We start from the raw sequence: 15,188 nt of genomic DNA, 5'->3' as shown, positions 1-15,188 counted from the left end.
TGATGGAACCTGCTTCAAAAAATGAGCCCGTTGGTAAACTCATGCAAAGCAGGTTTCATTACAAAATATATTTAATCAACAGTGTATGCTACTGTAATATCATTAAGTTTTATTAACAGATTAATGAATGTTTCTTTCTCTTTTTTAGAGAAGTGCTCATCCAAATATTCATTAAATTTTCGCACAACCCCTTTTGCAAGGTGCTTTTTTTCTTTTCCGAAATCGGTTAAAAAAACCTTCACCGAACGTTTATCGCCTATAGAGGTTTCGCGGTAAATAAGCTTAGCTTCTTCCATATTATTTAACATTCTGGAAAGGCTGGTCGCTTTTACGCCAAGAAGGGCAGCTAAATTGGAAACGGCAGTACCCTCTTCATCATTTATGTTTATCAGCATATAACCAATAGCCTGTGTTATACCAAAAGTAGAGGCCATTTGATTATACTTGTTAAACATGTTTTGCCATGCAAACTTCACGTGATAATCTATTGTTTGCTGTTGTTTCATTTTAATAATTTATTATGCTTGCATAACAAAGCTAATGAATGTATTTTATTAATCCAATAGGGAAACTGAAAATTTTTTGTCATAAAAAAAGCCCCCGATTTTCATCGGAGGCTTTCAAAAATTTATTTATCGACTAGTATAAAGTAAACTCTACACGACGGTTTTGTTGACGACCAGCTGCAGTTTTGTTAGTTGCAATTGGTTGACCCATTCCGTAGCCAGTAGCCTCAATACGAGATGCATTTGCACCTTGAGAAACTAAATAAGCTTTTACAGATTCTGCTCTTTCTTTAGATAAACGTAAGTTTAATTCTTTAGATCCAGTGTTATCAGTATGACCTGCTAATTTTAAGCTGAAGTTTTTCTCTACTAATAAAGCTGCTACTCTGTTTAACGAAGCATAAGACTTAGAGCGGATAGTTGCTTTACCTAAATCGAATTCTAAGTTTTTAATCGCTTCGTTAACTACTTTACGGTCTTCTTCTGTAACTATTGTTACTTGTGGTTTCGGAGCCACTAACGGACAACCAGAACCATCTACAACAGTACCAGCAGGAGTACCTGGACATTTATCTAATTTATCAGCAACACCATCACCATCTGTATCTTTTAACAGATCATTCATTTCTGAACGTAATTTTGCATTTTCAGCTTTTTGAGCATCCAAATCAGATTTCAAAGCATTTGCTGTATTTTTTGCAGCCAATGCCTCATCATAAGTTGCAGCTACTGGGTTGTGGAAAGCCAATTGTTTTCCAGTACCCAATGCAAATTCTAAACCAGCGTAACCATAGTTGTATTTATCATTAGCCGGGCCTCTGTGTAATCCATCAAGATTATCACCGTCAACATAATTGATTGTCCAACCTAAATCGATATTAATTCCATCAGATACTTTGAATTTTGCACCAACACCTACAGGGATGATCAATTCTTTGATTGTTTTACCACCAGCAAATTCAGTTGTTCCTGCTGCAGTGGTAATAGTTGGCTTGTAACCAGCTAAACCAGCACCTACTGAAGTATATAATTGCAATGCGTTTTCTTTTTTGAACATATCAATATTGAACATATTCACAACTGCATTTAAACTTCCTGAATACTCTAATTGAGTTTCAAACGCTGTTACCGGAGAACTATTTACCAATCCACTTTCAAAAGGCTCTGAATTATCAGCCTTTAATTTACCTCTTACTCCATCTAAACGCAATGAGAAATACGGTGTGAATTGTTTTTTGATGTAAAGACCATAACCAAAACTGGTTTTGTTATTACTAAAATCATTTTTTCCACCCAATGGCGATAGCGGAGTCAATGCACCAGCATTAACACCAATAGACCAAGTTCTGAACTGAGACGTGGATGTTGCTGGTTCCTGAGCCATTGCTACAGTACCTGCAAATAATCCGGCTAATACAACCGGTAGGGACTTGATTAAATTTGATTTCATATTTTTTAATATAACGTTGATATGCGTTGCCCAGCATACACAATTGCTATACCAAAAAGAGAAAATTTAAAAAATACTTATCCACTTTAACACTTAGTAACCCAGAGCGGTATCATCTCCCCGCGGATCTGCACCCGCTTGATAAGCGCCCCATGTGGTTTTCAAAATAGCATCTACCCTTCCAATTGCACCACGGTTGATGATTTTATAGCCTTTAGCTTCCAACTTTTGTGTTGATAAGCTATCTATTGCATCCTTTTCTACATAAACCTCATCTGGCAGCCATTGGTGGTGAAATTTTTTAGCAGCAACAGCAACCTGCATATTCATGTCAAAATCGACTACATTAATGATGGTTTGAAAAACAGAAGTAATGATCGTTGATCCACCTGGGGTACCCACAACCATGAAAAGTTTTCCCTCTTTTTCTACAATAGTTGGAGTCATAGAGCTTAACATCCGTTTATTTGGTGCAATAGCGTTGGCTTCGCCACCCACCAAACCATACATATTTGGCGCTCCTGGCTTTACCGAGAAATCATCCATTTCATTATTCAGTAGAAAGCCACCACCTTTAACCACAACCAACGATCCATAAGAGCCGTTTAAGGTTGTTGTTATCGAAACGGCATTTCCTTCATGATCCACAATAGAAAAATGCGTGGTTTCTTCGCTTTCTTTACCTTTGATTACTCCGGCTAAAATTTGATCGCTAGGTGTTGCAGCGGCCCAATTAAAGTTGGCCATTCGCCTTTTATTGTAAACAGGATCTAATAATTCTTTTTGAGGAACGCTATAAAAATCCGGATCACCAAGATGGGTGGCCCTGTCAGCATACACTCTCCTTTCTGCTTCAACAATAACCTGTACTGTTGAATCTGAGTTATGTCCCCATTTTTTCAATGGATATGGCTCAACCGATTGTAGCAATTGAATGAGTGCTATGCCACCGCTGGAAGTTGGCGGCATCGTAATAATCTTGTAACCGCGATAACTTCCTGTGATAGGTTTGCGCCATACCGCCCGGTAGTTTTTTAAATCTTCTTTGGTAATTAAGCCTTTGCCACGCTGCATTTCTGCCACAATCGAATCAGCAACCGCTCCTTCATAAAAGCCTGCCTTACCTTTTTGTTGAATAAGCTTTAAAGTATTCGCTAATTCGGTTTGCACTAATAAACTGTTCTCTTGCCAGGTGCTTTCCAGGTTGACCATAGCAGTTCCGTTTATATTAATATCCATCAATTTTCGGTGCAAGCCGTTTAGTTCAGCGGATTGGCGCTTGGTAATTTTAAAACCATTCTCTGCCAAGTCAATTGCTGGCTGCACAACCTCTCTCCAGGAAAGTTTACCATATTTTTGATGAGCCTCTACCATACCGGCAACCGAACCCGGAACCCCTGCGGCTAAATGCCCAAATAAACTTTTATCAACAACTGGATTCCCTGCAGAATCTAAATACATATCTCTGCTTGCTGATGCAGCCGCTTTCTCGCGAAAATCCAGTGCATTCACTTCGCCCTTTGCAGAACGATAAACCATAAAGCCGCCACCACCAATGTTTCCAGCATTTGGATACACTACAGCTAACGCAAATTGAACAGCAACAGCCGCATCAACAGCGTTGCCGCCTTTTTTTAAAATATAAATACCAACTTTTGATGCTTCAGGATGGGCCGTAACAACCATCCCATTTTTAAATTCCCCGCTGTTGTTTTTCCCGAGCTGACCGCTTACGCAGCTGGCAAAAACAATGACTAATACGATTAGCGTTGAGCTAATTTTAAGTTTAGTTAGGAGCTTTATAGTTCTCTGCATCTTTATATATTTTTTCGATGATATCGGCATTTTTTTCGGTAATAACTTTTCGTTTCAAGCTTAGTTTTGGCGTTAACTCGCCGCCATCAATACTCCATTCTTTTGGAAGTAAAGCAAATCTTTTCACTTGCTCCCACTTGCCAAAATCTACACTGGCAGCCTCGATTACCTCGTTGTATTTTGCTAAAACCTGATCGTTTTTTATAATCTCTTCATTTGTGGTAAAAGTGATTCCTTTTTTGCCTGCCCAGCTTTTCAATACTTCGAAGTTAGGAACAATTAACGCAGATGGAAATTTTTTATTCTCACCCAAAACCATAATCTGCTCAATAAAAATCGACTCCTTGTATTTGTTTTCCAACATTTGAGGCGCAATATATTTCCCACCGGCGGTTTTAAACATTTCCTTTTTACGATCGGTAATTTTGAGAAAACGACCATCCACTAATTCACCAATATCGCCAGTATGGAACCATCCATCCTGGTCTATGGCTTCTTCTGTTAAATCGGGGCGATTGTAATAACCTTTCATCACTTGGTGGCCACGGGTTAGCACCTCTCCATCCGAAGCGATTTTGACCTCAACACCTTTAATCACCTCCCCAACAGTGCCGAACATGGTACCGCCAAAATGATTTACCGTAATTACAGGCGAAGTTTCGGTTAAACCATAGCCTTCGAAAACAGGCATACCTGCAGCCCAGAAGATCCGAGCTAAACGAGGATTTAAAGCGGCGCCACCAGAAACAATTACCACGATCTCTCCACCAAGCGCCTCCTGCCATTTTTTAAAAACCAATTTCCTGGCAATGCCCAATTTTAAATTATACCAGGCACTTGCGTCTGTGGTATATTTTTCGGCCAACGCTACCGACCAAAAGAAAATCCCCTTCTTAATACCAGTAAGCGATTTCCCTTTCTCCATTATTTTATCATAAACTTTCTCAAGCAAACGAGGTACAGTTGAGAATGCATTTGGTTTTACATGTTGAATATCGGCAACTATGGTATCCATGCTTTCAGCGTAATAAATACTTGTTCTATTATATAAGTACAAGTAAATAATCATGCGTTCGAATATGTGAGAAAGCGGCAAAAAGCTTAAACTTTTATTTACACCTTCTGGCATCACGACGGATGAATTTACAAAATTGGCCACCAGATTATGATGCGTCAACATTACGCCCTTCGGGGTGCCCGTCGTCCCTGAGGTATAAATGAGTGTTAATATATCTTCAGGTTCTACTTTTGATCTATATTCGTCGAGGTTAATTGCCTGGCTTTTTTCCCCATCAGCAATAAGCGTTTTCCATGATTTAACACCTTCAACATCGCTAAAACTGAAAATTTTTATATCTGAATTGATGGCATCTGCACATGGCTTTATTTTTTTATATAAATCGCCATCCGATACAAAGACAATCGAAATTTCTGCATCTTTTAAAATAAACTGAATATCGTGTTCTGCTAAAGTAGGATAAAGCGGGATCTGGTAGGCCCCAATTTGATTAGCTGCAAAATCGGCAATATTCCATTCTGGTCTATTATGAGACATTACCGCAACCCTTCCACCCTTTGCAATACCAAGATTAATTAATCCACGACTTAAATTGTCTACAGTTGCAGAAAAATCTGCAGTACTGTAATTAACCCAATTGCCATTAATTTTTCCATTGATAAACTCTTGCTTCGGATCTTCCAGGTTATATCGTAGGAGGTCGAATACCCTTGTAATTTCTGCAGCCATATCTTTTTATTATTATTTGGTTAAGTTAAAAAATCAAACATAAAGATGCTAGCCTTATGTTTTTGATCGATAAAATTTTGCATTTATGAGTGAATCTTAAAACAACTTCTACATCGAAAAATTTAAATAAACTTAAGAAATCAAAAATTACTATGCAAGCATTGTTTTTTATAGCGATATAATTTTTACCGTAAAAACATAAACGGCATTAAAGTTGTTAAGCTGATTAAATATTTGAAAAACGTTATTTACTTTAAAATTTGATTATGAAAAAGCTATTTACAATTTTAGGATGCATTGCATTATTTGCATTGACGACAACGAGTGTTAAAGCACAGAATTACAAAACAGGTTTAGGATTAGGAATAGACTTTGGAGACGGCGCAACATTGGTTGGACCATCTGTTAGACATCATTTCAGCAGAAGTGCAGCTTTACAAGGTGAAGTTTTATTTGGTGGTAACTCTACAACCTTACAGGCATTTTTACAATATAATGCTTCAATTCCTGGCGCAAAAGGCTTAGATTGGTATTTAGGTGGTGGTCCTTCAGTACAATTGTACGATGGTGGTTCTAACTTCTATTTAGTTCCAATGGTTGGTTTAGATTATAAAATTAGCGGTGCACCATTAGCAATTGCTTTAGACTGGAGACCAAGATTATATCTAGGTGATGGCGATAGCGATTTTAACGCTGGAAGATTTGGCTTAGGCTTTAGATATACTTTTTAAGAGGATATAGAAATTCATATTAATCCCGTTAGGAAATATCTTAACGGGATTTTTTGTTTATATATTTTTTCATACATTCAATATAACATCTTATCAGGCTTATTATTTCTCCACTATAAAGGCTACAACGCCATTAACTTAAACTAAGTAACAACACCTTCTTAATATATACTTGCCTGCACCAAGATGATACATGCCTTTGTACAAACTAACCCTTACAACGGGTTTGATTCGGATCTTCTTCGGATGTAAGACGGAACTGCGACAATTCGATCCGAGTAAAATACGATTCAAGTATGAAATAAATTCATGTTGAAGGTTAAGAATATATAAGCAAATCCTTATCTTAGGGTAATCATCCCATAATCTTTAAATTTTAAAAATTATGGCAACGCTGGAAAATGGAATTAACGGTGGTTTCACCGGGAAAGTAGGTAGCGTAATTGGCTATCAACGTTATGGAAAATGGATAATTAGGGCATTACCAAAGCCAAGTAAAAAGAATAAAACAGGTACGGGTAAGCAGAACAAATGTAGGTCAAAGTTTACCTTTATGCAATCTTTTCTTTCTGATGTACTAGAATTTATTCGCGTAGGCTTCAATTTAGACGCGAAAGCTAAAGGCATGTCTGCACATAATGCAGCAAAATCTTATAACATGCTTCATGCTTTCGGTGAAGATGATCAAATTGATTATGCTAAAATCAGGCTTAGCCAGGGAAATTTATTAATGGCTAAAGATGCATCGGTAACTGTAAATAAGGATGGTATATCATTTATTTGGGATAAGCAATTGGATACAGGTTATATCAGGTCTACCGACCAGGTGATGTTAATGGCATATGATGAAGAAAAGGGTTTTGCCGTATATACCGTTAGCGGTAACCGAAGAAAATCTGGAGAAGAATTGCTTATTATTCCGCTACACCGTAAAGGTAAATCTTATCATACCTGGATTGCTTTTATAGCAGATGACCGTCAAAGTATTTCTGATAGTAGTTATTTGGGATTGGTTGAATATTAATCAACATTTAAGTAAAAAACATCTCGAAATGTAGTGATAAAATCAATTCGTTAGCGCAGATTGCTTCGCACCTTGCAATGGCGGATTTATTGCTACCGGATCTTAGTGTGATTAAGCAAATCTTTTCACAAAAAAAACCGCCAGATCCTATCTGACGGTTGTATTATTTCTACAAAAATTAACTTATTTCCCTGTCCATTTTTTGAACACCGCTTTTTGTGCCGGCGTCGCATTCTGATTAATGGTAGCTTTTAAACGTACGCTAGGGTTTGCTTTCAAAGTAAGTGAAATCTCTTTTTCCAAACCATCACGTTTTATTTTAAGTTTCAACACATCGCCGATATTTTTTCCTGAAACAACAGGTAAGGTTTCTAATGATAACATCGGGCTTTTTAGTCTGATATTGGCCAAAGCATCGTTTACCGAAATATTGTCTAACGAAATAATTTCATCATTAACATTCAAACCAGCAACCCATGCAGCAGAATTTCTAGTAATTGAAGAAACTGAAATCGTACCATTATTGGTTAACTGGCCTGCGGCACCGCTTACTGGTTTATTAGGCGTTGCATTTTCAGTAGTCATATCTACTCCGGCGTAACCTAAATATTTCACATATTCCGCATCATCTACACCATTAACATATTTAGCCCAAAAATTGGTAAAGCTAATACCCGAAATTTTTTCGACCATTGCTTTAAATTCAGCATCGGTATAACCACGTTTTAAAGTTTTGCATTGTAAATACATGGCTTTCATTACGTCATCTAAACTTTTGGTACCTTTTGTTGCATTGATAATTTCCAAATCCATCAATATTCCAATTACTTCACCTTTACTGTAATAAGAAATGGAATTATTTTTGGAGTTTTCGTTCGGACGGTAACCAATAATCCAGGCATCATAACTAGAAGATGCTGCTGATTGATACTTTGCTCCAGGCGTATTAATCACCGTACCGATGGCGCCAGCAAGATCGTTCACAAAAGTAGCATCATCGTTAAAACCCGCTCTGTGCATGTATTTATTTTCATAGTATGAAGTAAATCCTTCAGCCACCCAAAGGTTGGTGGTATAGTTTTCGTTGTCGTAATCAAACGGACCTAAAGCAACCGGGCGTAAACGCTTAACGTTCCATAAATGGTGATACTCATGTGCAACCAAAGCTAAAAAGCCTTTGTAACCTGCTTCGGTGTTGTAAGCATTTCGCGTAGCACCCAAGGTAGTAGAGTTTAAATGCTCTAAGCCACCGCCACCTCTTAAGAAGTTGTGAACGATGAAAGTGTAATGTTTGTTAGGATTTTCGCCATAAACCGCGGTAATTTCTTCTACAATTTTAGCCATATCCACTTTCAACTTCTCTTTATCATAATTACCGCCACCATACATGGCAACCTCATGACGAACGCCAGCTGCATTAAATTCGAAAATATCCTGATTACCTACCTCTATCGGGCTATCGTATAAAATATCAAAATCGCTTGCACGGTAAGTAAACTGCTGACCAGCAACAGGCTCTAAACCTGTAGAAACTTTACTCCAGGTATTAAATGGAACAATTTTCACTGTACTTGGTGATTTAATCATTCCATCAGGATGCATAAAAATTCCTGTTGATGATAGAAAAGCATGAGATTCATCAATAAAAGGGGTACGTACCGAAATTTCGAAAGCATAAACACGGTAGTTGATTTTTATCTCAGCAGCTTTAGCGGAAAATATTCTCCAGGTATTTTTTCTCACTTTTTCAACCCGAGCCTGCTTACCGCCAGCCGTTGCCTTAAACTCTTCTACACTTTTCTCAAACTCGCGAACAAGATAAGAACCTGGAGTCCACACTGGCATTTTTACATCAACATAATCTTTTGCCAAACCAGAAATATTCATCTGAACTTCAGCATAATGTGCTTGTGGCTCTTTAAAAGAAACCTCAAAAGCAATTTTTACTTGTGCATTTGCTGCCATAAAACATGTTAGTATTAAAACTAAACTTAAAATTGATTTTTTGATTAACATATTGGGGTATTTTGTCAGCAAAAATATGGTAATTGATGAAGTTTTTGAATTTTAAACGAAAATTAGATCGAGCCTGGGCATATAAAACTCCTAAGTCAGCCGTCATAAGTCTTGTAGATATAATCTATAAACCATCGCCTTTGTAATGAAAGTTGATTTAAAAAGTATGGCAACTTATTCGAAAAGGCATTTTATTAAATTAACAATCCATACTTTGGATTATAGACTAAGGCCTTTGAATTAACTTGGTAACATCCTTAATACAACAAATTTAGGACTCAACTATTTGAATATTTTTACACTCTTATTCTTACGTTAATTCAGTTTTAACGTTCAGATAAGCAAGACACGAATATAAACATGAAGAAAAGGTATATTTTTTATGCTGTTTTTGCTATTGGCCTGGCCTGTTTAGTATACTACAGAATTAATGCAAACAAAAAATTAGAAGGTAAAGGTGGGGCTGCTGGTGCTTCTGCTAAAGGTGGGGCTGGCAAAGGTGGAGCTGCAGGCGCACCCATGGTAGTTGATGGTATTGTGGTAAAACCGACTTCATTTGATAACGACCTCGAAGTAACCGGAGCCATTGAAGCCAATGAATCTGTAGTGCTTAAAAGTGAAGTTGCCGGTTTGGTAACTGGAATTTATTTTAAAGAAGGAACCAATGTAGCTAAAGGATCGGTATTGGTTAAAATTAACGATCGAGATATTCAGGCACAATTACAAGAAGCCTTAACCAAACAAAAACTATCTGGCACTACCGAAAACAGGTCGAAACAATTGCTGGAAAAAGGCGCAATCAGTCAGGAGGAGTACGATATTTCACTTGCCGATTTGAGATCGCTACAGTCGCAAACGCAATTAATTAGGGCGCAATTGGCTAAAACAACTATCCGTGCTCCATTTTCGGGCAGAATTGGTTTAAGAAGTATTTCTGCAGGAACTTATTTAACACCTTCTACAGTCATCGCAAACCTGGTAAACACCAATCCGGTTAAAGTTACATTTTCGGTACCTGAAAAATATGCAGGACAGATTAATCTGGGCTCATCAATCTCATTTACAACCGATGGATCCTCAAAACAAAATACCGGGAAAGTATATGCTATAGAACCGGGAATAAATACAGCCACCAGAACATTGCAAATTAGGGCATTGGCGCCTAATGCGGATAACAGCTTGTTACCAGGCTCGTTTGCCAAGATAAAGCTTGCACTAAACACCCTTCAAAATGCTATTCTTATTCCTAACCAGGCCATTATTCCTGTTTTAAAAGGTAAAATTGTTTACATCAAGAAAAACGGTAAAGCCCAGGAAGTAAAGGTAGAAGCCGGAACCCGAACAGATGAAAACATTGTAATAACTTCTGGTCTTAAAGCTGGCGATACTGTTTTGACTACTGGCTCAATGGCCTTGAAAAAAGATGCTCCTGTAAAAGTAAATCTGGTTAAAGAATAATTATGAGTATCTCTACAACGAGCATAAAAAGGCCTGTTCTTGCCATTGTAATGAACCTGCTGATTGTCCTTTTCGGGATAATTGGTTATACATTTCTGGGCGTAAGGGAATTTCCTTCTATCGATCCGACCGTAGTTTCGGTGCGAACCTCCTACCCTGGAGCAAACTCTGATATCATTGAATCGCAGATTACGGAGCCGCTGGAAAAATCAATCAACTCAATTGATGGGATTCGGAATATTTCTTCTTCCAGTAACCAGGGAACAAGTAACATTACAGTAGAGTTTAACCTTGATAAAAATATTGAGGAAGCAACAAATGATGTTCGCGATAAAGTTTCTCAGGCAGCAAGAAATTTACCCCGCGATATTGATGGTTTGCCCATTGTAAGCAAAGCTGATGCAAACTCTGACCCTATCCTTTCGATGACGATCCAGAGCGATAAACGCAATACCTTGCAGCTTAGTGATTTTGCCGAAAATGTGATTGCCGATCGGATTCAAACCATTCCTGGTGTGAGTAGTGTACAAATTCAGGGGCAACGGAAATATTCCATGCGGATTTGGATGGATCCAAATAAGTTAAGTGCCTACGGACTCACCTCTCAAGACATTGTAACTGCACTAGATAATGAAAACGTAGAGCTGCCTTCAGGAAAAATTACAGGCGAAACCACCGAACTTACCGTAAAAACTTTGGGTAAACTGGTTAACGAAGAACAGTTCAATAATCTGATTCTTAAATCAGATAGCAACCAGGTTGTTAAGCTTAAGGATGTTGGTTATGCAACTTTAGGCTCAGAAAATGAAGAAACCGTGCTGCGTGAATCAGGGAAACCAATGGTTGCAGTGGCCATCATTCCTCAACCTGGAGCCAATTACCTCGATATTAGTAAAGAATTTTATAATCGTTTTGATAAATTAAAGGCAGATATGCCTGATGATATTAAGCTGAATGTTTCGCTGGATAATACGTTATTTATTAAAAGATCGGTAACAGAGGTGGCTGAAACCATCGGCCTATCCTTAGTTTTAGTAATCTTAATTATTTATCTTTTCTTCAGAGATTGGGGAATTGCTTTCAGGCCGCTCATTGATATACCGGTATCCTTAATTTTCACTTTTTTTGTGATGTACGCTTTCGGGTTTTCGATTAATGTTTTGAGTTTACTGGCGATTGTTTTAGCTACAGGTTTGGTGGTTGATGATGGGATTGTAGTTACTGAAAACATTTTCAAAAAGGTTGAGGAAGGGATGTCGCCATTTGAAGCGGCAATTAAAGGCTCAAATGAAATTTTCTTTGCGGTAATATCCATCTCCATCACACTTGCAGCTGTTTTCTTACCAGTAATTTTCTTACAGGGATTTGTTGGGAGATTATTTAGAGAGTTTGGAGTGGTAATTGGTGCTGCAGTATTGATTTCTGCCTTTGTATCGTTAACGTTAACTCCAATGTTAAATGCCTATCTGATGAAAAAAGGCGGGCACAAACCTTCTAAATTCTATAACTGGACAGAGCCTTACTTCATTAAACTTAATGATGCTTATGCATCCAATCTGAATAAGTTTTTAGATAAACGATGGCTTTCCATTCCCATTATTGTGGTATGTATGGGCTTGATTTTCTTATTTTGGAAGTTGTTGCCTAAAGAAACCGCCCCTTACGATGATCGAAGCGCCATCAATATGACGGCAACTTTGCCCGAGGGTGCATCATTTACTTCGACAGATAAATTCATCATGAAATTAAATCAAATGGTGATTGATTCCGTTTCGGAGAAGAATGTAAATATTACCATTACAGCTCCTGGTTTTGGTGGTGCGGGTTCAACAAATATGGGTTTCGTGAGGATGGGTTTGGTTGACCCTGAGAAACGTGAACGTTCGCAGAAAGAAATTGCTGACATGCTCACGAAAATCACAAAAAAATATACTGAGGGTAAAGTAATTGTCAACCAGCAGCCTACAATTTCTGTGGGTAGAAGAGGCGGTTTACCCATCAGTTATATCATCCAGGCACAAAACTTCGAAAAGTTAAGAGAGAAAGTACCGTTATTTATGGAGGCTGTTGCCAAAGATCCAACTTTTACCGTATCGGATGTTAATTTAAAATTCAATAAGCCAGAAATCAACCTGACTATAGATCGTGATAAAGCGAAAAACCTTGGGGTATCAATTTCTGCCATTGCACAAACGCTAAACCTTGGTTTAAGTGGTCAAAGGTTCTCCTACTTCTTTATGAATGGCAAACAATATCAGGTAATTGGTCAGTTTGACCGGGGCGATAGGAAAGATCCTTTGGATTTAAGTTCTGTTTACGTTCGTAGTGATAAAGGCGAATTAATCCAGCTTGATAATTTGGTTACAGCAAAAGAAGAAAGCAGTCCACCGCAATTATATAGAAATAATCGTTTTATTTCTGCCACTGTTTCTGCAGGTTTAGCGCCAGGTAAAAGCATTGGCGAAGGGATAGATGCCATGGATAAAATTGCAGCCAGCGTTTTAGATGAAACTTTCTCTACCGATTTAAGCGGCGAATCAAGAGATTTTAAAGAAAGTTCTTCAAATACATTCTTCGCTTTTGGCTTGGCATTGTTGTTAGTCTATTTAATTCTATCAGCACAATTTGAAAGTTTTAAAGATCCTATCATTATCATTTTAACTGTTCCAATGGCCGTTGCCGGGGCATTTTTATCGCTTTGGTTATGCGGTCAAAGCTGGAATATCTTCAGCCAGATTGGAACCATTATGCTAATTGGTTTGGTAACCAAAAATGGTATTTTGATCGTGGAGTTTGCCAATCAGCTAAAAGAAAAAGGTATGGCCATACCGGAAGCCATTCGCGAAGCGTCGGTTTCTCGTTTACGTCCAATTCTAATGACCAGTTTGGCCATTGCCATAGGTGCACTACCAATTGCCCTGGCTTTGGGTGCTGCAGCAAAAAGCAGAATGAGTATGGGAACCGTAATTGTTGGCGGAACTTTGTTTTCGCTCGTATTAACGCTTTTTGTAATCCCTGCCATTTACTCGTATTGGGCAAAACCATACAAACCAAACAAACAACTAAAAGATGCTGATCGTTTTGAGCATGAAGCAACACACATAGCAGAATAAGATGAGTAAGCAACTAACCATATCCATACTTTTTTTGTGCCTATCCGTTTCTGGGTTTTCGCAAGAAAAACTCAGCTTGCGGGAAGCGATTACCATTGCGCTTCAAAATAATTACGACATAAAAATAAGCAAGAACGAAATCAAGATTGTACAAAACAACGCTAACATTGGCAACGCAGGGATGCTTCCCACCATTGAGGGGGTTTACAGTAACGGTGGAAGTATTCAAAATACAAGGCAAACACCCGTAACCGGAGAAGACAGAGTGATCCGCGGGGCAAGAAGTACCAATAACAGTTATGGCGCCGATTTAAACTGGACAATCTTTGATGGCTTCACGATGTTTGCGAACTACGATCGTTTAAAAGAATTGCAGAAACAGGGAGAAATAAATGCCCGGCTTACCATTCTAACAACCGTATCAGATGTAATTACGGCTTATTATGATATTGTAAGGCAGCAACAATTACTGGTAGCCGCCGATAGTGCCATTGATGTTTCGGTGTGGCGCAGCAATATTGCTAAAACTAAATTACAACTGGGCCGAGGGTCGAAATTAGATGTGTTAACAGCCCAGGTAGATTATAATACCGACACTTCTAACTACATTCAAATTAAGAATTTTCTTCAGGTGGCAAAGGTTCGTTTAAATCAATTATTGGTTAGAGATATTAGCACTGGCTTTACAGTTGCAGACAGTATAGATGTTGATAAAGGAATTTTATTTAGCAAACAGGCAGAAATTGCGGAGCTACAAAATCCAAGCGTCCAGAATGCGTTTATCAATCAAAAAATTGCTTCATTAAACCTCAAAGCCATTAAAGGGGCCAGATATCCGGCGATTAGTTTAAATTCTGGTTACAGCAGGGCCAAAAGTACAAGTCCGACCGGATTTAACCAGCGCTTTGCGGCGAATGGATTTACCTATGGCGTAACGGCCAGTTTAAATTTATTTAACGGTTTTTTGCAGCGTCAGCAAGAGCGCAATGCCAAAATTGATATTGAAAATTCATCACTTAATTTGAGTAAAACCAAGCTTGATGTAAATTCGCAACTATTAACGGCTTATCAAAATTATGCGACTTATCTCGATTTAATTAAACTGGAACAACGTAACGTAGATATTGCGAAAGAGAATTTAGATATCACCATGGCTAAATATAAATTAGGAAGTATTGCCCCGCTAGAGCTTAGAGAGGCACAACGCAATGCCATTGACGCACAAAATCGTTTTATTGAGATGCAATATCAAGCTAAAATTGCAGAAACCACGTTGAAAGAGATTAGTGGCAACATAGATTTATCCAATTAATTTTTATATTTATTCC

General features: G+C 38.1%; 10 protein-coding genes. 5 read left to right on the top strand and 5 right to left on the bottom strand.

Annotated features, from left to right (window positions below; genetic code table 11):
* Positions 1-71: 71 nt before the first annotated feature.
* The 4 genes from ASE92_RS02010 to ASE92_RS01995 form a co-directional block, all read right to left on the bottom strand.
* Positions 72-506, bottom strand: coding sequence for a MarR family winged helix-turn-helix transcriptional regulator (locus ASE92_RS02010; RefSeq protein ID WP_056848431.1), 435 nt, complete (start codon positions 504-506; stop codon positions 72-74).
* A 133-nt stretch (positions 507-639) separates the two neighbouring features.
* Positions 640-1,956, bottom strand: coding sequence for an OmpA family protein (locus ASE92_RS02005; protein ID WP_056848430.1), 1,317 nt, complete (start codon positions 1,954-1,956; stop codon positions 640-642).
* A gap of 93 nt (positions 1,957-2,049) precedes the next feature.
* The gene (gene ggt, locus ASE92_RS02000) at positions 2,050-3,771 is read right to left on the bottom strand and encodes a gamma-glutamyltransferase (protein WP_056849248.1); all 1,722 of its coding nucleotides are present in this window, start codon (positions 3,769-3,771) and stop codon (positions 2,050-2,052) included.
* Positions 3,743-5,518 (bottom strand): long-chain fatty acid--CoA ligase, encoded by a 1,776-nt coding sequence (locus ASE92_RS01995; RefSeq protein WP_056848429.1) that lies wholly within the window; start codon positions 5,516-5,518, stop codon positions 3,743-3,745. The genes ggt and ASE92_RS01995 overlap by 29 nt, the downstream gene beginning before the upstream one ends.
* A 266-nt stretch (positions 5,519-5,784) precedes the next feature.
* On the opposite strand from ASE92_RS01995, the gene ASE92_RS01990 reads away from it, so the two are divergent.
* The gene (locus ASE92_RS01990; RefSeq protein ID WP_010600581.1) at positions 5,785-6,249 is read left to right on the top strand and encodes a hypothetical protein; all 465 of its coding nucleotides are present in this window, start codon (positions 5,785-5,787) and stop codon (positions 6,247-6,249) included.
* 385 nt (positions 6,250-6,634) lie between these two features.
* Positions 6,635-7,273: a DUF6266 family protein gene (locus ASE92_RS01985; protein WP_056848428.1), complete on the top strand. Its 639-nt coding sequence runs from the start codon at positions 6,635-6,637 to the stop codon at positions 7,271-7,273.
* Between the two features lie 183 nt (positions 7,274-7,456).
* On the opposite strand, the gene ASE92_RS01980 is transcribed toward ASE92_RS01985, so the two are convergent.
* Positions 7,457-9,238, bottom strand: coding sequence for a M61 family metallopeptidase (locus ASE92_RS01980; protein WP_235527260.1), 1,782 nt, complete (start codon positions 9,236-9,238; stop codon positions 7,457-7,459).
* A 411-nt stretch (positions 9,239-9,649) separates the two neighbouring features.
* Between ASE92_RS01980 and ASE92_RS01975 the strand changes: the two genes are divergently transcribed.
* The 3 genes from ASE92_RS01975 to ASE92_RS01965 are packed head-to-tail and all read left to right on the top strand — an operon-like array spanning position 9,650 to position 15,172.
* Positions 9,650-10,747, top strand: a complete 1,098-nt coding sequence (locus ASE92_RS01975) for an efflux RND transporter periplasmic adaptor subunit (RefSeq protein WP_056848426.1) — start codon at positions 9,650-9,652, stop codon at positions 10,745-10,747.
* 2 nt (positions 10,748-10,749) lie between these two features.
* Positions 10,750-13,860 (top strand): efflux RND transporter permease subunit, encoded by a 3,111-nt coding sequence (locus tag ASE92_RS01970; protein ID WP_056848425.1) that lies wholly within the window; start codon positions 10,750-10,752, stop codon positions 13,858-13,860.
* Position 13,861: 1 nt separating this feature from the next.
* Positions 13,862-15,172 carry a TolC family protein gene (locus tag ASE92_RS01965; RefSeq protein WP_056848424.1) on the top strand — a complete coding sequence of 437 codons (1,311 nt, stop codon included), beginning with the start codon at positions 13,862-13,864 and terminating at the stop codon, positions 15,170-15,172.
* Positions 15,173-15,188: the final 16 nt, after the last annotated feature.

It is taken from the genome of Pedobacter sp. Leaf41 (assembly GCF_001422545.1).
Classification (GTDB): domain Bacteria; phylum Bacteroidota; class Bacteroidia; order Sphingobacteriales; family Sphingobacteriaceae; genus Pedobacter.
The sequence above is the reverse complement of the archived record's forward strand: the minus strand, read 5'-3'. Positions and strand labels throughout refer to the sequence as shown.

Excerpts from the sequence above, each read along its gene's own strand:
- ASE92_RS01975 (WP_056848426.1), top strand. The coding sequence starts at position 9,650 with ATGAAGAAAAGGTATATTTTTTATGCTGTTTTTGCTATTGGCCTGGCC.
- ASE92_RS01985 (WP_056848428.1), top strand. The coding sequence starts at position 6,635 with ATGGCAACGCTGGAAAATGGAATTAACGGTGGTTTCACCGGGAAAGTA.
- ASE92_RS01990 (WP_010600581.1), top strand. The coding sequence starts at position 5,785 with ATGAAAAAGCTATTTACAATTTTAGGATGCATTGCATTATTTGCATTG.
- ggt (WP_056849248.1), bottom strand. The coding sequence starts at position 3,771 with ATGCAGAGAACTATAAAGCTCCTAACTAAACTTAAAATTAGCTCAACG.
- ASE92_RS01965 (WP_056848424.1), top strand. The coding sequence starts at position 13,862 with ATGAGTAAGCAACTAACCATATCCATACTTTTTTTGTGCCTATCCGTT.
- ASE92_RS01995 (WP_056848429.1), bottom strand. The coding sequence starts at position 5,518 with ATGGCTGCAGAAATTACAAGGGTATTCGACCTCCTACGATATAACCTG.
- ASE92_RS02005 (WP_056848430.1), bottom strand. The coding sequence starts at position 1,956 with ATGAAATCAAATTTAATCAAGTCCCTACCGGTTGTATTAGCCGGATTA.
- ASE92_RS01970 (WP_056848425.1), top strand. The coding sequence starts at position 10,750 with ATGAGTATCTCTACAACGAGCATAAAAAGGCCTGTTCTTGCCATTGTA.
- ASE92_RS02010 (WP_056848431.1), bottom strand. The coding sequence starts at position 506 with ATGAAACAACAGCAAACAATAGATTATCACGTGAAGTTTGCATGGCAA.
- ASE92_RS01980 (WP_235527260.1), bottom strand. The coding sequence starts at position 9,238 with ATGGCAGCAAATGCACAAGTAAAAATTGCTTTTGAGGTTTCTTTTAAA.